The following is a 19359-nucleotide window of genomic DNA, read 5'->3' on the forward strand; positions in this document are numbered from 1 at the left end:
GCGAAAAGCTCCGTCAGACGTGGTACGTGCTGTCGGGCACGTCGGTGATGAACATGTGGCCCGGCGCGTGGGTGACGGCGAAGGGCACGCCCGAGGCCATCACCGCCGCCTGGGGCGTGACGCCGCAGGCCCAGAACACGGGCACCTCGCCGGGGCGGATCTCCACCGGGTCGCCGAAGTCGGGCCGGGACAGGTCGGCGATGCCCAGCGCCGCCGAATCGCCGATGTGCACGGGCGCGCCGTGCACCGAAGGGAAGCGGCCCGAGATGGAGACCGCATCGGCCACGCGGTCGGCCGGAATCGGCCGCATCGACACCACCAGCTCGCCGTGCAGGCGGCCTGCGGGCCGGCATTGGCGCTGCGTGCGGTACATGGGCACGTTGCAGCCCTGGGCGATATGGCGCACTTCGATGCCCGCTTCCTGCAGCGGCGTTTCGAAGGTGAAGCTGCAGCCGATCAGGAAGGTGACGAGGTCGGGGTGCCCGGCCCAGAGCGCGCTGGCGTCGGCCACTTCTTCGGCCAGCCGGCCGCCCCGCCAGACGCGGTAGAGGGGGATGTCGGTGCGCAGGTCGGCGCCTTCGGCCAGCACGGTGGCGTGGCGGCCGGCCTCGATCACGTCGAGCACCGGGCAGGGCTTGGGGTTGCGCTGCGCGTAGAGCAGGAAGTCCCAGGCCCATTCGCGCGGCAGGGCGATCATGTTGGCCTGGGTCAGGCCCGGGGCGCGGCCGGCGGTGGGCTCGACCAGGCCGGCGCGGTAGCGGGCGCGGGCTTCGCGGGCGGCCTGGATGGCGGCGGCGCGGGCGGCTTCGAGGGGCGAATTCATGGGTGGCTCCGTCCGCTCATGCCCGTCATGCGAAGGCCCGCAGGGCAACGCCCTCGCGCTCCAGCGCCTCGCGCACGGCGCGGGCCATGGCCACGGCGCCCGGGCTGTCGCCGTGCACGCAGATGGAGTCGGCCCGCACGCGGGTCGTGCTGCCGTCGATGGCCTGCACCGTGCCTTCGCGCACCAGTTGCAGCATGCGGCGGGCCACCTCTTCGGCATCGTGCAGCACGGCGCCGGGCTCGCGCCGCGACACCAGCGTGCCCTGGGCCGTGTAGGCACGGTCGGCGAAGGCCTCGGCCACCACGCGCAGGCCGGCGTCGGCCGCCCATTGCGCCAGCGGCGAGCCGGCCAGCACCACCAGCGCGAGAGACGGGTCGATGGCGCGGATGGCCGTGATCACGTCGCGCGCCTGCCGCTCATCGTGCGCGATGGTGTTGTAGAGCGCGCCGTGCGGCTTGACGTAGGCGACGCGCGTGCCGGCGGCCTTGGCCAGCCCTTGCAATGCGCCGATCTGGTAGATGACGTCGGCCACCAGGTCGGCGCTCGCCACGTCCATGTTGCGGCGGCCGAAGCCTGCGAGATCGGGATAGGCGACGTGGGCGCCCACGGAAACGCCGCGCTCCCGGGCGGCGCGCAGCGTGGCCAGGATGCCCGCCGCATCGCCGGCATGGAAGCCGCAGGCCACGTTGGCGCTGGTCACGATGCCGAGCATGGCGGCGTCGTCGCCCATGTGCCAGGCGCCCAGGCTCTCGCCCAGGTCGCTGTTGAGGTCGATGTGCATGTGTGAAAGACCTGTTGGAAGAAGTGGAAGGGGCGAGCTTCAGCGGCCGGTGCTGGCCGACAGTTCGCGCCCCTGGGTTTCGGGCAGCAGCAGGCAGGCGATGACGACGATCAGGTAGGCGCCCGCCGCCATGTAGCCGATCGAGACGCCCAGCGGCATGGTGGCGCTCATGTAGCCGATCATGGCAGGAAAGATCGAGCCCACGGCACGGCCGAAGTTGTAGCAAAAGCCCTGGCCCGAGCCGCGGATGTGGCTGGGAAACAGCTCCGACAGATAGGCGCCCATGCCCGAGAAGATGCCCGAGAGGCAGAAGCCCAGCGGAAAGCCCAGCACCATCATGGCCGCGTCGTTGATGGGCAGCTGCGTGTAGCAGGTGACCAGCACGCCCGCGCACACCGCGAACAGGATGAAGCAGCGGCGGCGGCCCAGGCGGTCGGACAGCCAGGCGCTCGTGAGGTAGCCGGCGAACGAGCCGAAGATCAGCACCATCAGATAGCCGCTGGTGCCCAGCACCGACAGGTGGCGCTCCATCTTCAGATAGGTGGGCAGCCAGGTGGTGACGGCGTAGTAGGCGCCCTGCATGCCGGTGGCCAGCAGGCTGGCGAACACCGTGGTGCGCAGCACGCCGGGGCTGAAGATCAGCCAGAAGCTGGCGCTCTGCCCCGTGCGGGCCAGCTCGGCCTTGGTTTCACGGAACACGGCCGGCTCGCTGATGTTGCGGCGGATGTAGAGGATGAAGAGCGCCGGCAGCGCGCCCAGCCAGAACAGCACGCGCCAGGCGTATTGCTGGTCCAGCACGGCATACACGGCCCAGAAGGCGACGGCCGACAGGCCCCAGCCCACCGCCCAGCTGCTCTGCACCAGGCCCACGGCCTTGCCGCGGTGGCGGGCGCGGATCATCTCGGCGATCAGCACCGAGCCCACCGACCATTCGCCGCCGAAGCCCAGGCCCTGCAGCATGCGGGTGATGAAGAGCTGCTCGGCCGATTGCGTGAAGCCGCTCAGGAAGGTGAAGAAGCTGAACCACAGCACCGTCAGCTGCAGGATGCGCACGCGCCCGTAGCGGTCGGCCAGGATGCCCGCCAGCCAGCCGCCGATGGCCGAGCTGATGAGCGCGCCCGTGGCGATGTAGCCCGCCTCGGCCTTGGTCATGCCCCAGACCAGGATGAAGGTCGGGATCATGAAGGTGTAGATCATGTAGTCGAACGCATCGACGCCATAGCCGACGAAGGCGGCGAAGAGCGTCTTGCGCTCTTCCTTGCTGGTTTCCTTGAGCCACATGGTGCGTGTTCCGTTTCTGCGAGGTGCGAGGTGCGAAGGGTTCGGTGGAAGGGGTGGAGGCCCAGAGCGCAGAGCAATTCCCGCGCCAACGTCTCATCAAAGAGCCATGCATTGATGAATCATTTATCTGGATTGTTGAACAATTGATTTTTGATCGTTGATGGGGATTACCCGCATTTCGCTGGTGCGCCCATGGCACCGCGGCGGTGCGGCGCGCGGCGCGCAGGCCGGTCCCGATACACTGGCTGCCTGGTGCTGCCGCGCTTGCTTGCTTTCCGTCGGCGGCACGCCTTACCCCTCCTGTCCGCCTGCCAGCTGCCGATGAGCGAATCCCCCACCCAGAACCTGACGGAGCGCGTCAGCGACCAGATCCGCCGCCGCATCGTGGCCGGGGAGCTGGTCCCGGGCCAGCGCCTGTCCGAGGCCGCGCTGGCCGAGAGCCTGGAGATCTCGCGCAACACGCTGCGCGAAGCCTTCCGCCTGCTGAGCAAGGAAGGGCTGCTCAAGCATGAGCCCAACCGGGGCGTGTCGGTCGCCGTGCCCAGCATCGCGTCCATCATCGACATCTACCGCGTGCGCCGGCTCATCGAATGCCAGGCGCTGGCCCAGGCCTACCCGCGCCACCCGGCCAAGAAGCATCTGCGCGATGCGGTCGATGCCGCCCAGCGCTGCCGCGACGCGGGCGACTGGCAGGGCGCGGGCACGGCCAACATGGAGTTCCACATGGCCGTGGTGGAACTGGCCGACAGCGAACGCCTGAACGTGATGTTCTCCCACCTGCTGGCCGAGCTGCGCCTGGCCTTCGGGCTGCTCAAGGACGCGGAATTCCTGCACGCGCCCTACGTGGAGATGAACGTGAAGATCGTCGAGCTGTTCGAGGCCGGCAAGCTGCAGGAAGCATCGGCCGCGCTGCACGATTACCTCGTGCATTCCGAGCGCATCGTGCTAGCCGTCTATGCGCGGCGCATTTCCGAACGCTGAGAACGCCGAGCCGGCGATACACTGCGTTACGCTCGCACCGCCCCTGCCGCGCCGCAACCCGGGCGGCAGGACGCAGCAGAACACCGAACTCACATCAGGCACGCCATGCAGTCCAACGAAAACGCCGTCGTCTACGGCACCGAAGACCTTCTCGTCAGCCTCTGCAACTCCGTCACGCGCGTGTTGACCGTGGCCACGCAGAAGCCCCTGCACTACTCCGGCATGGTGCAGCGCATCACCAAGACCTGCCTGAAGCCCGACATCGGCTGCTTCGTGCTGTTCAACGGCGGCTTCTCGGGCCTAGTCATCATCAACTTCTCGAAAGAGGCGGCGATGGAGATCTACCAGAGCTACCTGCTGAGCATGGGCATGTCGCAGGACGACCTGGCCAGCTCCTACACCTCCGACGAAGTCGCCAACGTGATGGGCGAGCTGATGAACCAGGTGGTGGGCGACTTCACCGGCAAGGTGCGCCGCGAGCTGCAGACCCACATCACGCAGAACCAGCCCAAGATGCTGGTGCTGAACCAGCAGGTGGTGCTGGCCGTGGACGCCAACATGGACAAGCCCGAAGCGCGCCGCGTGACCTTCTACACCGCGTCCAACAACATCTTCTACCTGGAGCTGGCCATCGACCGCACCGAGTTCGTGAAGGTGATGGACTTCGAGCCGCAGGACACGCCCGACCCCGACGCGCTGATGGCATCGCAGGGCGACGGCCACAGCCCCTCGCGGCCTGCCGACACCCCGGCGCCCGCTCCCGCCGCCGCGACCGATACCGACGAGCTGCTGCGTTCGCTGGGCATGTGACCGGCCGGGCCGCCGGCACATTTGCTATTTTTTCAATAGCAAACAGCGCTTTACCCATGAGCGCTGCAGCCTGAAAAGGCATTGAAGCCTCGCTGCGCGCCGCCGCCCTGCCGGCGTGCGCCAGCCCCCTCCCCCATGGCTCCGCAGCCGCACCGGGGGAAAACCCCAGCCTGCGACCGCCCCTGAAGGCGTTGTTTTTTTCAAATCGTTAGCTAGACTAACTGATACCTTAAAAAATCAATTCCCGGAGCGACCGCAGCCATGACCACCACCCTCTTTTCCCGCCGCCTGGAAGACACCTGGCTGCTCTCCGGGGCCCGCACGCCGTGGGTGGACTACTGCGGCCCGCTGGGCCTGGTGTCACCCACCGACCTGGGCATCCACGCGGCGCGCGCCGCGCTGGAGCGCAGCGGCATCGCCGCGGCCAGCGTGGGCTCCACCGTCGCGGCCTCCATGGCGCAGGCCGATTTCGACGCCTACATGCTGCCGCGCCACATCGGCCTCTATGCGGGCGTGCCGCTGCAGGCGCCGGCCATCGGCGTGCAGCGCATCTGCGGCAGCGGCTTCGAGCTGCTGCGCCAGGCCGCCGACCAGATCGCGCTGGGCTATGCCGACACGGTGCTGGCCGTGGCCGCCGAATCGATGAGCCGCAACCCCATCTGCGCCTACACCCACCGCAGCGGCTTCCGCCTGGGCGCGCCGGTGGAATTCAAGGACTTCCTCTGGGAAGCGCTGGACGACCCCACCGCCCGCGTGTCGATGATCCAGACCGCCGAGAACCTGGCCGTGCAGTACGGCATCACCCGCGCCGAGGTGGACGCCTATGCCGCCCGTTCGTTCGAGCGTGCGGTGGCCGCGCAGGCCGCCGGCCACTTCGATGCGGAGATCGCCCCGGTGCAGGACACGCACTTCGAGCTGGAGGGCTACCAGGCCCGCGGCATCCGCCTGCCGCGCAAGGCCGGCGTGCAGGCGCGCGACACGCACGTGCGCCCCTCGCCGCTGGACGTGCTGTCCACGCTGCGCCCGGTCTATGAAGGCGGCGTGCAGACCGCCGGCAACTCCGCCGCGCTGGTCGATGGCGGCGCCGCCGCCGTGGTCACCACCGGCGCCCGCGTGCGCGCCGAAGGCCTCAAGCCCCTGGCGCGGCTGGCCGGCGCCGCCGCGGCCGGCGTGCCGCCCGAGATCATGGGCATCGGCCCGGCGCCCGCCATCCGCGCGCTCCTGGAGCGCTGCGGCCTGCAGCTGGCCGACATCGACCTGATCGAGATCAACGAGGCGCAAGGCGCCCAGGTGCTGGCCTGCGCGCGCGAGCTGCAGCTGGACATGGACCGCCTGAACGTGAACGGCGGCTCCATCGCCATGGGCCACCCGCTCGCCGCCACCGGCCTGCGCCTGACGATCACCGCCGCGCACGAGCTGCGCCGGCGCGGCGGCCGCTGGGCCATCGTCTCGGCCTGCGTGGGCGGCGGCCAGGGCATGGCCCTGCTGATCGAGAACACGGGCTTGTGAATCCCCCCTGGCGCCTTCCCCCCGAGGGGGACGACGCCGGTGGCCTGGCGAAGCCAGTTCCACGGCGTCCGCTGGCCTGGCCTGCTCCGCGGCCATCGGACGCAACAGAACGCGGCACTGCGAAAGCCCCAGCCGACAGCGACTGCCCCTTGGACCCCTGAAGAGAAAGACCGAAGCATGAAAGTCATCAAAACAGACGAGGTAGGCCCACTGATAGGCGACGGCGCCACCGTGTTCCTGGGCGGCATCGCCATGACCGGCCTGGCCGAAGAGGTGCTGCAGGGGCTGGAACGCCACTTCCTGGCCACCGGCCACCCGCGCCAGCTCACCACCTGGGCCTGCGGCGCCATCGGCAACGCAGGCGACGGCGGCATGGCGCATCTGGCCCATCCCGGCATGGTCAAGCGCGTGGTGGCAGGCCACTTCGGCCAGACCGGCCCGCGCATGATGGCGCTGGTGCATGCCGGCGAGGTGGAGGCCTACAACTTCCCGCAGGGCTCGCTCTCGCACCTGACGCGCCACATCGCGGCGCGCACGCCGGGCCTGCTCACGCAGGTGGGCCTGGGCACCTTCGTCGATCCGCGCATCGAAGGCGGCAAGCTCAACAAGGCCTGCAGCGAAGACCTGGTCAAGCTGGTCGAATTCGACGGCAAGGAATGCCTCTTCTACCCCTGCCCGCGCATCGACGTGGCGCTGATCCGCGCCACCTATGCCGACGAGAACGGCAACCTGAGCCTGGACAAGGAAGGCCTGCTGCTCGAACAGCTCTCCATCGCCCAGGCCGCGCGCGCCTCGGGCGGCATCGTCATCGCCCAGGTCGAGGCGGTGGTCCAGGCCGCCAGCCTGCATCCCAAGTCGGTGAAGGTGCCGGGCTTCCTGGTGGACTACGTGGTGGTGGCCGAGCCGCGCAACCACCTGCAGACCATCACCACCGGGTTCAACCCCGCGCTCTCGGGCGACGTGCGCATGCCCATGCATTCCGTGCCCTCGCTGCCGCTGGACGAGCGCAAGGTCATCGCCCGCCGCGCCGCCATGGAGCTGCAGCCCGGCGCGCTCACCAACCTGGGCGTGGGCATTCCGGCCGGCATCCCGGCCGTGGCCGCCGAAGAAGGCGCGGCCCACCTGCTCAGCCTTTCGGTGGAATGCGGCGCCAACGGCGGCGTGCCGGCCTATGGCGGCGATTTCGGCCTGGCCTACAACGCCGAATCCATCATCGAGCAGTCGTCCCAGTTCGACTTCTACGACGGCGGCGGCCTGGCCTGCAGCTTCCTGGGCCTGGCGCAGACCGATGCGGCCGGCAACGTGAACGTGAGCAAGTTCAACGGCCGGCCCGTGGGCTGCGGCGGCTTCATCAACATCACCCGCTCCACGCCGCGCCTGGTGTTCTGCGGCACCTTCACGGCCGGCGGCCTGCAGCTGGAGGTGGGCGACGGGCGGCTGACCATCGTGCAGGAAGGCCGCTCGCGCAAGTTCGTCGAGCAGGTCGAGCAGCTCACCTTCAACGGCCGCGATGCCGCGCTGCGCCAGCAGGAAGTGAGCTTCATCACCGAACGCGCCGTGCTGCGCCTGCGCCCCGAGGGCCTGGAGCTGACCGAGATCGCCCCGGGCATCGACCTGGAACGCGACGTGCTCGCACACATGGGCTTCCGCCCGCTGATCCGCGACCTGCGCACCATGGAGGCGGGCCTCTTCAGCGAACGCTGGGGCGGCCTGGCCGCCGCGCTGGGCGCCCGCTGATTGCCCCTTGCCAGTACAGCCGCCACCGCACAATTCCCCCAAGACCTCTGACCGGACACCCCCATGAGCACCACCACGCCTGAATTCACCCCCGCCGACGGCCTGCTGGCCCAGCTGAACGAGCTGCAGATCAGCTTCAGCGGCGCGGTCGCCCACATCCGCCTGAGCCGCCCGGCCAAGCGCAACGCCATCAACGAGGCGCTGATGCAGCAGCTGCACACCGCGCTGATCCACCTGCCCGCCTCCGTGCAGGCGCTGGTCATCAGCGGCGAAGGCCAGCACTTCTGCGCCGGGCTCGACCTGTCGGACCTCTCCGAGCGCACCGTGGCCGAAGGCATCGCCCACTCGCGCGGCTGGCATGCCGTGATGGATGCCCTGCAGTACTACCGCGTGCCCGTGGTGGCTGCGCTGCACGGCGCCGTGGTCGGCGGCGGGCTGGAACTGGCCGCCGCCACGCACGTGCGCGTGGCCGACGCCACCACCTATTTCGGCCTGCCCGAAGGCCAGCGCGGCATCTTCGTGGGCGGCGGCGGCTCGGCCCGCATCCCGCGCCTGGTGGGCGTGGCCTGCATGAGCGACATGATGCTCACCGGCCGCGTGCTGGACGCCGAAGAAGGCCGCGAGCGCGGCTTGGCGCAATACGTGGTGCCCGAGGGCGAGGCGCTGGACAAGGCCATCGCGCTGGCCCGCCGCATCGCCACCAATGCGCCGCTTTCCAACTACGCCATCGTGCAGGCGCTGCCGCGCATCGCCGACATGGCCCAGTCCGACGGCCTCTTCGTCGAATCGCTCATGGCCGCCATCGCCCAGGGCGACGACGCCGCCAAACAGCGGCTGGCGGACTTCCTGCAGGGCCGCGCCGCCAAGGTGGTCAAGGCCGCCTGACCGCCCACACCACCCCGAACAAGGAGACGACACACCATGCCAACGAATTTCGAGAATCAGGCCGCCCTGGTCACCGGCTCGGGCTCCGGCCTGGGCGAGGCCGTGGCCCACGCGCTGGCCCAGGCCGGCGCCCGCGTGGCGCTGCTGGACATCAACCTGGCCGGCGCCGAGCGCGTGGCCGCCGACATCCGCGCCCAGGGCGGCCAGGCGCTGGCGCTGCAGTGCGACATCAGCGACGAGGCCTCGGCCACCGCCGCGATCGAGGCCGCGGCCCAGGCCCATGGCGATGCGCGCATCCTCATGAACATCGCCGGCATCGGCGGCGCCAAGCGCGTGATCCAGCGCGACGGCGCGCCCGCGCCGCTGGCCGATTTCGAGCGCACCGTGCGCATCAACCTGGTGGGCACCTACAACATGGTGCGCCTGATGGCGGCGCGCGCCGCCAAGCTGGAGCCGCTGGAAGACGGCGCGCGCGGCGTGATCGTGAACACCGCCTCGGTCGCGGCCTTCGACGGCCAGGTGGGGCAGGAAGCCTACGCCGCCTCCAAGGCCGGCGTGGCCGGCATGACGCTGCCGCTGGCGCGCGACCTGGCTCAGTGGGGCATCCGCGTCTGCACCATCGCGCCGGGCATCTTCGCCACGCCGCTGCTCAAGGAACTGCCCGAGCCCGTGCAGCAGTCGCTGGCCGAATCGATCCCCTTCCCCAAGCGCCTGGGCCACCCGGAGGAATTCGCCGCGCTGGCCCTGCACATCGCCAGCAACGGCCACCTGAACGGCGAGGTGATCCGCCTGGACGGCGCGCTGCGCATGGCGCCGCGCTGAAGAAAGCGGGCGACGAGCCGCCGCGCGCTCGTCCAACGACAAAGGGGGCACCGCGGTGCCCCCTTTGTCGTTGATTGGCCTTGCTTTCCGCTTCGCTCAGCGCGCCACGCGGTCCAGCAGGTTCATCAGCGTCTCGCGCTCCTCGGCCGACAGGCCGGCCGACATGCGGACTTCGTATTCCTCCAGCCGCTCGCTGAGCGTGCCCAGGCGCTGCTGGCCTTCTTCTGTGATCTCCAGCGAATAGCGGCGGCGGTCGCCCTCCACTTCCACGCGCCGGATCCAGCCCGCGCCTTCGAGCGCATCGACCAGCTTGAGCACGCTGGGGCCGGCCACGCCCAGTTCCTTGGCGAGCGCGGCCTGGTTGGTGCCCGGGTTCAGGGCGATGAGCGAGAGCGCCGTCACGCGTGCGGGCGACATGTCCAGCGGCGAAAGCATCTCGAAGAACAGATCGAAAGCGCGCACCTGAGCGAGGCGCAGCTTGTAGCCCAGCGCATCGCTCTGGAAGTCATAGGAGGCCACCGCCGCCTTGCGGCTGCGTGACTTGGCGGGGGTGCGCTTGGCCGTGGCGGGCGACTCCGGCTCCGTGTTTCGATACATGCAGACTCCTTATCCGAGATAACGATCATAGATGCGGGAAGCCTGCAGCCCTGCGGGAAGGCCGCCGCGAGTGAGAAAAGCCGCAATCCGGCAGGCGCTGCGGCCAGTGGGGGACGGCCAAGCCCGCGCGCTGACAAAGCCCCGGGGCAAGGGCCGGGGAACGGCGCCAGGGCCCGCCGCCGCGTCAGTCGCGGAACATCTCGAAGCCGGCGCGGCGCTGCTGGATGCGCCAGCCCTCGGCCGTGTACACGAAGCGGTCGGCGAAGAAGCCCAGCCGCTGCCGGGGCTCGGCCGGGCGGCCATGCGGCCCGGGCTCGGTGCCGGCATCGGCCGTCCACACCAGCACGCGGCTGGTGGCGCTGGCCTCGTCGCCATCGCCGATGGCGCCGTCGAACAGCGTGCCCAGCACCATGTGGGCGGTGATGCGCCCTGCGGGCCGCTGGCGGTAGGACTGCTCGATGGCGGCGCGGCCGGAGATGGGTGGTGCGCCCGGGCGCACCAGCTGCGCGTCTTCGGCGAAGAGCGCAGCCAGCGCAGCGGCATCGCCGGCGTCGGACAGCGCGGCCGAGCGCAGCACCAGGTCGCGGCAGGCCTGTTCGGCCTGCAGCCGCTGCCAGGCGGCGGCGCAATCCGGCCCGGAAGCCGGAGCTTCAGCCGTCATGGCGGAAGTCCTCGAACCAGTGGAGCAGCGCGGTCGCCACGGCCTGCGGCTGCTCCATGGGGCTCATGTGGCCGCAATGGTCCACCAGGCGGAGCATGGCATCGGGCACCATCTCCTGCATGGCCTCGTGCCGCTCGGGCGGGCTCCACTGGTCCTGTTTGCCGCACACCAGCAGCAGGGGACAGTGCAGGCCGCGCAGCACCGGCTCGGCGTCGGGGCGCTCCAGCAGCGCATGGATCTGTGCGGCAAAGCGCCGCGTGTCGCTGCGGGCCACCATGGCCACGATGCGCTCGAACAGCGGCGTGCCGCAGACGTCGGGGTGGACCATGGGCGGCACCCAGCGCCGGGCCATGGCTTCCATGCCATCGCGCTCGGCCAGCGCCAGCAGCTCCAGGCGCCCCTGGCGCTCCTGCTCTCCTGCGGCGCCCGGCGCAAGGGCCGCGGTGCCGGTGTCCAGCAGCGCCAGCCCGGCAATGCGCCCGGGCGCCTGCCGTACCATTTCCAGCGCCACGCGGCCGCCCATGGAATGGCCGGCCAGCGCGAAGCGCGGGGCAGCCACCTGGGCCAGCATGTAGCGGGCCATGCTCTCTATGCGGTCGATGGTGCCGTAGCTGCCGGTCTCCACCGGCACGCCCTGCGCCACCAGCGCGGCCTGCTGGGGCGCCCAGACCGCCTCGTCGCACAGCAGGCCAGGCAGCAGCACCAGGGGCAGGTTTGTCGCGCGCTCATCCATGTCGGTTCTCCTTGTCCTCGTTGCGGGCCCCGCCGTCGTCCGGCCGCCGCTGCCGCAGTGCCGTCAGCAGCAGCCCGGGCCCGCAGGGGGCTTCAGGCGCTGGTAGCGGCCCAGCACCGGGTCGCGGTCCAGGCCCAGCAGCTGGATGGCATTGCGCTTGAGGATCAGCGGACGTACCTCGGGGCGGATATCGAGCGCCTCGAAGTCCTTGAGCCAGCGGTCCGGCGTGATGACGGGGTAGTCGGAGCCGAACAATACCTTGTGCTTGAGCAGCGTGTTGGCATATTGCACCAGCTGTGGCGGAAAGTAGCGCGGCGACCAGCCAGAGAGGTCGATGTAGACGTTGGGCTTGTGCGTGGCCACGGCCAGCGCGTTGTCCTGCCAGGGGAAGGACGGGTGTGCGATGACGATGGGCATGACCGGGAAGTCCACCGCCACGTCGTCCAGGTACATGGGGTCGGAATACTTCAGGCGGATGCCGCCGCCGCCCGGCAGGCCAGCGCCCACACCCGTCTGCCCGCTGTGGAAGATGGCCGGCAGGCCGGCTTCGGCGATGGCTTCGTACACGGTGTAGGCCGCCCGGTCGTTGGGGTAGAAGCCCTGGGCCGAGGGGTGGAACTTGAAGCCGCGCACGCCGTGCTCGGCCACCAGGCGCCGCACTTCGCGCGCGCCCATCCTGCCGCGCATCGGGTCGATGCTGGCGAAGGGGATCAGCACGTCGGGGTGGCGCGCCGCGTCTTCGGCCACCTCTTCGTTGCTGATGCGGAACTGGCCGGTCTCGCGCTCGGTATCGACCGGGAAGATCACCGCGAGCATGCGGCGCTCGCGGTAGTAGGCCGCCGTCTCGTCGATGGTCGGGCGCGGCAGCGACTGCTTGAAATACGCGTCCATCGCCGCGTCGATGGCGATGGCGACTTCGTCGGGCGGGTTGCGTGTGGAGCGCGTTGCATGCGTGTGCATGTCGATCGCGACCACCCCGTCGAGGAAGTCGCTGCTCATCGCACGACCACCAGGGCGTCGAGCGCGAGCACGCCGCGCCCTTCGCCATAGGCCACCAGCGGGTTGATGTCGATCTCGGTGATGTCGGGGCGGGCGACCATGAGCGCGCCCACGGTGGCCACGGCCTGCGCCACGGCCTGCAGATCGACCGCCGGGGCGCCGCGGAAGCCCTGCAGCAGCTTGGCGCCCTTGAGCGCGCGCAGCCGCGAGACGATGGCCGGCAACGGCAGGTCGGCGGAGACGAGCTGCACGTCGCCCAGCGCCTCCACCCAGATGCCGCCCAGGCCCACCATCACGACCGGGCCCCACTGCGGATCGCGCACGGCGCCGATCACCAGCTCCACGCCGCGTTCGCCCATGGCCTCGACCAGCACGCCGTCCAGCACCAGGCTGGCGTCGTGGCGGCGGATGTTGTCATGCAGCTGCTGCCAGCCGGCACGCAGCGCGGCTTCGTCACGGATGTTCAGCAGCACGCCGCCGGCCTCGGTCTTGTGGGCCAGGCGCCCCGCCTGGGCCTTGAGCACCACCGGGTAGCCGATGCGCGCCGCCACGGCCGCGGCCTCGTCGGGCGTGGTGGCCAGCGCGCCGGCCGGCGTGGCCAGGCCCGCGGCGCGCAGCAGTTCCTTGCCCTGCCATTCGGGCAGCGTGCCCGAAGGCAGTGCGGGCAGGCCGGCGAGCGCAGGCGCGGCGGGCGCCGCCGCCTTGGCCTGCCATTCGGCCTGCAGCCGGCCATGGCGGGCGAAGCGCGCCAGCGCGCGCAGGGCGCGTTCGGGCGAGCGCATCAGCACGGTGCCGGAGCGCACGGCCATCTCCTGCACGGCGGCGGGCAGCGGCACGCCCTCGTTCTGCATCACGAAGATGGCGGGCTTGCTGCGCCCCTTCATGCCCTGCAGGAAGGAGTCGAGCCACACGGGCGCCAGCTGCGGCGAGGGCATGGGCAGCGACACCAGCAGGCTGCCGATGGCCGGGTCCTCCTGCTGCGCGATCACGCCCAGGCCGATCAGGTCGGGCCGGGGATCGACCAGCGTGCCCAGGTCCAGCGGGTTGCGCGGCGGCGTATAGACGGGCAGATGCTCGCGCAGCGATTCGGCCTGCGCCGCGGACATGGGCGGCATGCCCAGCTCCAGCGGCTCCAGGTAGTCGAGCGCGATGCCGCAGAGCGCGCCGGAGGCGGTGATGAGGCCCAGCCCGCCCACGGGCGGCACGGGAAAGCGCAGCATCAGCTCGCCCAGGTCGATGGCTTCTTCGAGGCTGTCCACCACCAGCACGCCGGCGCGTTCCACCGCCAGGCGCATGGCCGCATGGTTGCCGGCCAGGGCCCCGGTGTGCGAGCTGGTGGCCTGCTGCGCGAGTTCGCTGCGGCCGGGGTGCAGCAGCACCACGCGCTTGCCCGCCGCGCGCATGTCGGCCAGGGCCTGCAGCACTTCGGGCACGGAGCGGATCTGCTCGGCATAGATCACCGCCGTGGCGGTGGCCGGGTCGCGCGCCAGGAAGCGCAGCACCTCGGCCACGCCGATCTGCGCCTCGTTGCCGGTGGCGAGCACATAGGACACCGGCACGCCGCGCGACTGCAGCGCGGCCGACACGTGCACGCCGATGCCACCGCTTTGCGCGATCACCGCCACGGCCGGGCCGTCTTCGGGGCGCAGGCGGGGCGGCAGCGTGAGCTTGACCATGGAGACGTGGAAGCCATCGACGTTGTTGAAGAAGCCGATGGTGTTGGGGCCCAGCAGGCGCATGCCGCCGGCACGGGCGGTGTCGGCGATCTCCTGCTGCTTGGCGCGGCCCTCGTCGCCCATCTCGGCGAAGCCGGATGCGAAGCACACGGCCGCGCGCACGCCGCGCGCCACGCAGGCCTTGACGGTGTCGAGCACCACATCGGACGGCAGCAGCAGGATGGCCAGGTCCACGCCCTCGGGCAGCTCGGCCACCGAGGTCTTGACGGTGCGGCCTTCCACCTCGCCGCCGCTGCGGCCCACCAGGTGCAGGTCGCCATCGAAGCCGGCCGTCAGCAGGTTCTGCAGCACCACCAGGCCGGCCGAGCCGGGCTTGGTGGACAGGCCCACGATGGCCACCGAACGCGGCGCCACCAGGGGTTGGAGATCGTTCGTCAACGTCACTTGCGCGTCCATCATTGGACTCCTTCGTTTGCTTGGGGGGTGACCTTGCCGGCGCGCTTTTGCAGGAAGGCCTGCATGCGGGCCTTGGCTTCGGCGTCGGACTGGGTGATGGTGGCCATCAGGCCTTCGGTCATGAGGCCGTGCGACATGGGCTGCTCGGCGATCAGCGGCAGCGCATGCATGATGGCGAAGTTGGAAAGCGGCGCGTTGGTGGCGATGCGGGCGGCCAGCTCCATGCCCTTGCGGCGCCCTTCGCCCGCGGCCACGACGTGGTGGGCCAGGCCCACCACCAGGCCCTCGTCGGCGGTATAGACGTGGCCGGTGAGCATCATCTCGGCCACGCGCGAGGCGCCGATCAGCTTGGACACGCGCACCGATCCGCCGCCGCCCAGGAAGATGCCGCGCTGGCCCTCGGGCAGGCCGAAATAGGCGCCCTGCTCGGCCACGCGCACATGCGCCACCGAGGCCAGCTCCAGCCCGCCGCCGATCACCGCGCCGTGCATCACGCACACCACGGGGCAGCGGCCGAACTGGATGCGCTCGAACGCCTCGTACCAGACGCGCGAATGCATCAGGCCCTCGGCCGGCGAGGTCTCGGCCAGCTCGCTCAGGTCGAGCCCGGCGCAGAAATGCTCGCCCGCGCCGTCCAGCACGACCGCGCCGGTTTCGGCGGGCAGGTGGTCGAAGGCGTGGCGCAGCTCGGCGATCACCTGCAGGCTGAGCGCATTGCGCTTGTGCGGCCGGTTCAGGGTCACGCAGGTCACGGCGCCGTGGTGGCTCACGCTGACGTGTTGGTAGGCGTTCGGTTCTTGGGACATGGCGTGCATCGGGGCGGAGGCTGAAAGATCGAATCCAGTATCATCAACAAATGATTAGCTTGGATAACGTTTTTTCATCGTAGCCGAATGCCCCCGGCCGGAACTCGGGGCAAACCCTATGGATGGGCGCACGCCAGGGCAGCCCCCGGCCGGGCCGCCGGGCCGCAGCGCTGCTAGCCGCGCTCCAGGCGGTAGGCCAGCTGCGCGCGGCTCAGGCCCAGCAGCCGGGCGGCGGCCGAGAGGTTGCCGTCACACGCCTGCACCGCCTCCTGCAGCAGGCGCGCCTCCAGCTGCGGCAGGTCCAGCGAGGGCGCGGCGAGCGCGTCGCGCAGGTGGGCCAGCAGGTTGCCCACGCCCGGCGCGCCGCCTCCCTCGCCAAGGCCGTCGCCTTCGCCCGTATCCACCAGCCCGCCGCGCGCCGACACGGCCAGCACCGGCAGGGCCGCGCGCGCCTCGCCCCGGAACATGTGGTGGACGTCGATAGCGCCGCCCTCTTCCGCGCTGATCACGCCGCGCTCGATGAAGTTGAGCAGTTCGCGGATGTTGCCCGGCCAGTCGTAGTGCAGCAGGGCGCGCACCGCCCGGGCGCTGAAGCCGGCCACGCGCCGGCCGTGCCGGCGGCTCTCGCGCTGCAGGAAGTGGTTCATGAGCAGCGGGATGTCCTCGCGCCGCTCGCGCAGCGGCGGCAGGTGGATGGGGAAGACGTTGAGCCGGTAGAACAGATCCGCGCGGAAGCGCCCCGCCTGCACCTCGGTCTGCAGATCGACGTTGGTGGCCGCCACCAGCCGCACATCGACATGCAGCACCCGCGTGCCGCCCACGCGCTCGATCTCGCCTTCCTGCAGCACGCGCAGCAGCTTGGCCTGCGCGGTCAGGCTCAGCGTGCCGATCTCGTCGAGGAACAGCGTGCCGCCGTGGGCACGCTCGAAGCGGCCGGGCCGCGCCGACGTGGCGCCGGTGTAGGCGCCCTTGTCCACGCCGAACAGCTCGGCCTCCCAGAGCGCCTCGGGAATGGCCGCGCAATTGACGGCGACGAAGGCCTGCTGCGCGCGCGTGCTGCAGCCGTGCAGCCGCCGCGCGAAGGCCTCCTTGCCCACGCCCGATTCGCCGGTGAAGAGCACCGCCGCCTGCGTGCGCGCCACGCGGTCGAGCAGGTGGCAGGCCGAGACGAAGGCGGGCGATGCGCCCACCACGGCATGGCGGTCGGCAGAGGCGGCGCCGGGCGCGGCCTCGTCCGGCGCCGGCTGCCCGGGCGTGGCGGCAGGCACGGCCGGCGCGCCGGGCCGCACGCGGGCGCGGAAGTCGTGCGCCTCCAGGTAGCGCAGGTCTTCGCTGATGTCGCCCCAGGCGGCCGCGTGCCGGCCCACCACGCGGCAGGCCGCGGCGCCGGTGGCGCGGCATTCGACCTCGCGGAAGATCACCTGCTGGCCGAACAGCGTGGTGACGTAGCCCGTGGCATAGCCGATCTGCTGCCAGCAGGCCGCGTCGGCGCCGATGCCGTAGGCCGCGATGTGCTCGTCGTCCTCGCTCGAATGCTCCCAGATGAACTCGCCGGCATAGACGCCGCGGTCGATGTCGAAGTCGAAGGCCACGGGCGTGACCTTGACCATGCCCTCCAGCGCGTGCAGCCGCGCGCCGGCCATGAAGACGGCCGCGGCATCGCCCTCGGGCCAGCGCGCGCGCACCAGCTGCGCGTCGCGCGCGCCGCTCACGTAGCCGGCGCGGGTGAGCAGGCCGCGCGCGCTCGCCAGCCCCAGCGTGTCGATCAGCTCGCGCCGCAGATGCCCGAGCGCGGCGCTGTGCATGAGCAGCATGCGCTGATCGTCGAGCCAGATGCGGCCATCGCCGGGCGAGAAGCAGAGCGACTCGGTGAGATCGGCCAGGGTGGGCGCGGCGGCGCTGGCCGACCAGCTGAAATGCCCGCTGTCGCCGCGCCGCAGCACGGAGCTGGACTGGCGCGCCATTTCGGCCAGGGAGATGCGTTCTTGCGCCTGCGGGTTTTTCATGTTTTCGTGAAATCCATCGATGCGGAGCCGTGGCTCATTTGCTGATTTGCGCCATTCGCGCCCGGCCGACATGCTGTCACGGACCGGGCGCGAGCGGCCGTTCGGCATACCCGGGAAAGCCCTGAGTTCCGAGCCCGGCCCCCAATGAAGCCGGCCGGCCGCGAAGCCGCACGCCGGCCGGATGCTGCAGCGCAGCAACCGCCGCTGGCATGGGCACTGCAATGCAAGGCCGGCAGCGAAGGCCGCGCGCCCCGCCTCCAACCACCATCACACGCCCATCAGAGGAGACATTCGCATGACATCCATCCCCCCGTTCCTCTCGCCCGAGCGCTGGAGCCAGCACCTCTTTTGCGGCGGCTGGCAGCCGGCGCCCGAGCGGCTCGACATCGTGGAGCCCGCCACCGGAAAGCGGCTGGCCACCACCGGCCAGGCGCGCCCGCAAGACGTGGCCCAGGCCGCCGCGCTCGCGCAGCAGGCCCAGCCCGCCTGGGCCGCCCAGGCTCCGCGCGAGCGGGCCGCCGTCTTCCACCGCGCCGCCGCCCTGCTGCAGCAGCATTTCGACGAACTGGCGCTGTGGGTGACGCGCGAGACCGGCGGCGCGCTGTTCAAGGGGCAGCACGAGGTGCGCGAAGCCATCGCCTTCTGCCTGCAGGCCGCCGCCATGCCGATGCAGGCGCAGGGCCAGGTGCTGCCCAGCGTGCCGGGCCGGCTGAGCCTGGCGCAGCGCGTTCCGCACGGCGTGGTCGCAGTGATCTCGCCGTTCAACTTCCCGCTGATCCTCACGCTGCGGGTGGCGGCGCCCGCGCTCGCCACCGGCAACGCGGTGCTCATCAAGCCCGACCCGCGCACGCCCGTGAGCGGCGGCCACCTGATCGCGCAGCTGTTCGAAGCGGCCGGCCTGCCGGCGGGCGTGCTGGGCGTGCTGCCCGGCGGTGCCGACGTGGGCGAGGCGCTCATTACCGCGCCAGAGGTAGGCATGGTCTCCTTCACCGGCTCGGCCGGGGCCGGGCGGCGCGTGGGCGAGCTGGCGGCGCGGCATCTGAAGAAGGCCTCGCTGGAGCTGGGCGGCACGAATTCGCTGGTGATCCTGGACGATGCCGACCTGGACCTCGCGGCCAGCAACGCCGCCTGGGGCGCCTGGCTGCACCAGGGGCAGATCTGCATGGCCTCCAACCGGGTGCTAGTGCATGAATCCATCGCGCCCGCGCTCATCGAACGCCTGGTCGCCAAGGCCACGCACCTGCCCGTGGGCGACGGAGCGACAGGCCAGTTCCCGCTCGGGCCGCTGATCGATGCGCGCCAGCGCGACCGCGTCCACCAGACCGTTCAGGAGGCCGTGCAGGCCGGCGCGCAGCTGCTCGCGGGCGGCACCTACGAAGGGCTCTTCTACCGCCCCACGGTGCTCACCGGCACCCGCGCCGGCATGCGCGTGCACGACGAAGAAGTCTTCGGACCGGTGCTGAACCTCAACACCTTCCGCAATGACGACGAGGCGGCCGAGCTCGCCAACGCCCACCGCGGCGGGCTGGCCGCAGCCGTCATCACCCGCTCGCTGGAGCGGGGCATGGCCCTGGCGCAGCGGCTGCGCGCCGGCATGGTCCACGTCAACGACCAGACCGTGAACGACGACGCCACCAACCCCTTCGGCGGCCCCGGCATCGCGGGCAACGGCAGCGTGCACGGCGGCCCGGCCGACTGGGAGGCCTTCACCACCTGGCGCTGGCTGACCGTCAAGCAGGCCGCGCCCGCGTATCCGTTCTGACCCCATCCGTTCCGAGCCATCCACAACGACAGGA

General features: G+C 70.9%; 17 protein-coding genes. 7 read left to right on the top strand and 10 right to left on the bottom strand.

Annotated features, from left to right (window positions below; all coding sequences use genetic code 11):
- Positions 1-13 precede the first annotated feature (13 nt).
- Genes BM070_RS21620 through BM070_RS21630 form a run of 3 tightly spaced genes read right to left on the bottom strand, consistent with a single transcriptional unit; the run spans position 14 to position 2885 of the window.
- Positions 14-823, bottom strand: a complete 810-nt coding sequence (locus BM070_RS21620) for a putative hydro-lyase (protein WP_092941804.1) — start codon at positions 821-823, stop codon at positions 14-16.
- 25 nt (positions 824-848) lie between these two features.
- On the bottom strand, positions 849-1604 hold the full coding sequence (locus tag BM070_RS21625; RefSeq protein ID WP_092941806.1) for a LamB/YcsF family protein: 756 nt from the start codon (positions 1602-1604) through the stop codon (positions 849-851).
- A gap of 39 nt (positions 1605-1643) precedes the next feature.
- Positions 1644-2885, bottom strand: coding sequence for an MFS transporter (locus tag BM070_RS21630; RefSeq protein ID WP_092941808.1), 1242 nt, complete (start codon positions 2883-2885; stop codon positions 1644-1646).
- 321 nt (positions 2886-3206) lie between these two features.
- Here BM070_RS21630 and BM070_RS21635 point away from each other — a divergent pair, with 321 nt between their 5' ends.
- The 6 genes from BM070_RS21635 (at position 3207) to BM070_RS21660 (ending at position 9629) form a co-directional block, all read left to right on the top strand.
- Positions 3207-3866 (top strand): GntR family transcriptional regulator, encoded by a 660-nt coding sequence (locus BM070_RS21635; protein WP_092941810.1) that lies wholly within the window; start codon positions 3207-3209, stop codon positions 3864-3866.
- Positions 3867-3971: 105 nt separating this feature from the next.
- Positions 3972-4676: a DUF3334 family protein gene (locus BM070_RS21640; RefSeq protein WP_092941812.1), complete on the top strand. Its 705-nt coding sequence runs from the start codon at positions 3972-3974 to the stop codon at positions 4674-4676.
- Between the two features lie 261 nt (positions 4677-4937).
- Complete coding sequence (locus BM070_RS21645; protein WP_092941813.1) at positions 4938-6185, top strand: thiolase family protein; 1248 nt, start codon at positions 4938-4940, stop codon at positions 6183-6185.
- Positions 6186-6362: 177 nt separating this feature from the next.
- A complete protein-coding gene (locus tag BM070_RS21650) occupies positions 6363-7922 on the top strand; it encodes an acyl CoA:acetate/3-ketoacid CoA transferase (protein ID WP_092941815.1) in 1560 nt (519 codons plus the stop codon).
- A gap of 63 nt (positions 7923-7985) precedes the next feature.
- Positions 7986-8807, top strand: coding sequence for a crotonase/enoyl-CoA hydratase family protein (locus tag BM070_RS21655; RefSeq protein WP_092941816.1), 822 nt, complete (start codon positions 7986-7988; stop codon positions 8805-8807).
- 36 nt (positions 8808-8843) lie between these two features.
- Complete coding sequence (locus BM070_RS21660) at positions 8844-9629, top strand: SDR family NAD(P)-dependent oxidoreductase (RefSeq protein ID WP_092941818.1); 786 nt, start codon at positions 8844-8846, stop codon at positions 9627-9629.
- A gap of 96 nt (positions 9630-9725) precedes the next feature.
- Here the strand turns inward: BM070_RS21660 and BM070_RS21665 are convergent, their stop codons facing one another.
- From BM070_RS21665 to BM070_RS21695, 7 genes are all read right to left on the bottom strand, one after another.
- The gene (locus tag BM070_RS21665; protein WP_092941820.1) at positions 9726-10226 is read right to left on the bottom strand and encodes a MarR family winged helix-turn-helix transcriptional regulator; all 501 of its coding nucleotides are present in this window, start codon (positions 10224-10226) and stop codon (positions 9726-9728) included.
- A gap of 184 nt (positions 10227-10410) precedes the next feature.
- Positions 10411-10887, bottom strand: a complete 477-nt coding sequence (locus BM070_RS21670; protein WP_092941822.1) for a nuclear transport factor 2 family protein — start codon at positions 10885-10887, stop codon at positions 10411-10413.
- Positions 10877-11620, bottom strand: a complete 744-nt coding sequence (locus BM070_RS21675; protein WP_092941824.1) for an alpha/beta fold hydrolase — start codon at positions 11618-11620, stop codon at positions 10877-10879. Before BM070_RS21675 ends, BM070_RS21670 begins: the two co-directional genes overlap by 11 nt.
- Positions 11621-11683: 63 nt before the next feature.
- The gene (locus BM070_RS21680; RefSeq protein WP_092941826.1) at positions 11684-12619 is read right to left on the bottom strand and encodes an amidohydrolase family protein; all 936 of its coding nucleotides are present in this window, start codon (positions 12617-12619) and stop codon (positions 11684-11686) included.
- Positions 12616-14751, bottom strand: coding sequence for an acetate--CoA ligase family protein (locus BM070_RS21685; protein ID WP_217648963.1), 2136 nt, complete (start codon positions 14749-14751; stop codon positions 12616-12618). The genes BM070_RS21680 and BM070_RS21685 overlap by 4 nt, the downstream gene beginning before the upstream one ends.
- Positions 14751-15557 (bottom strand): crotonase/enoyl-CoA hydratase family protein, encoded by an 807-nt coding sequence (locus tag BM070_RS21690; protein ID WP_092941878.1) that lies wholly within the window; start codon positions 15555-15557, stop codon positions 14751-14753. The genes BM070_RS21685 and BM070_RS21690 overlap by 1 nt, the downstream gene beginning before the upstream one ends.
- Positions 15558-15730: 173 nt before the next feature.
- A complete protein-coding gene (locus BM070_RS21695) occupies positions 15731-17563 on the bottom strand; it encodes a sigma-54-dependent Fis family transcriptional regulator (RefSeq protein WP_092941830.1) in 1833 nt (610 codons plus the stop codon).
- A 295-nt stretch (positions 17564-17858) separates the two neighbouring features.
- Here BM070_RS21695 and BM070_RS21700 point away from each other — a divergent pair, with 295 nt between their 5' ends.
- Positions 17859-19325, top strand: coding sequence for a benzaldehyde dehydrogenase (locus BM070_RS21700; protein WP_092941832.1), 1467 nt, complete (start codon positions 17859-17861; stop codon positions 19323-19325).
- Positions 19326-19359: the final 34 nt, after the last annotated feature.

The organism is Paracidovorax wautersii, from assembly GCF_900113035.1.
Taxonomy (GTDB): Bacteria; Pseudomonadota; Gammaproteobacteria; order Burkholderiales; family Burkholderiaceae_C; genus Paracidovorax; species Paracidovorax wautersii.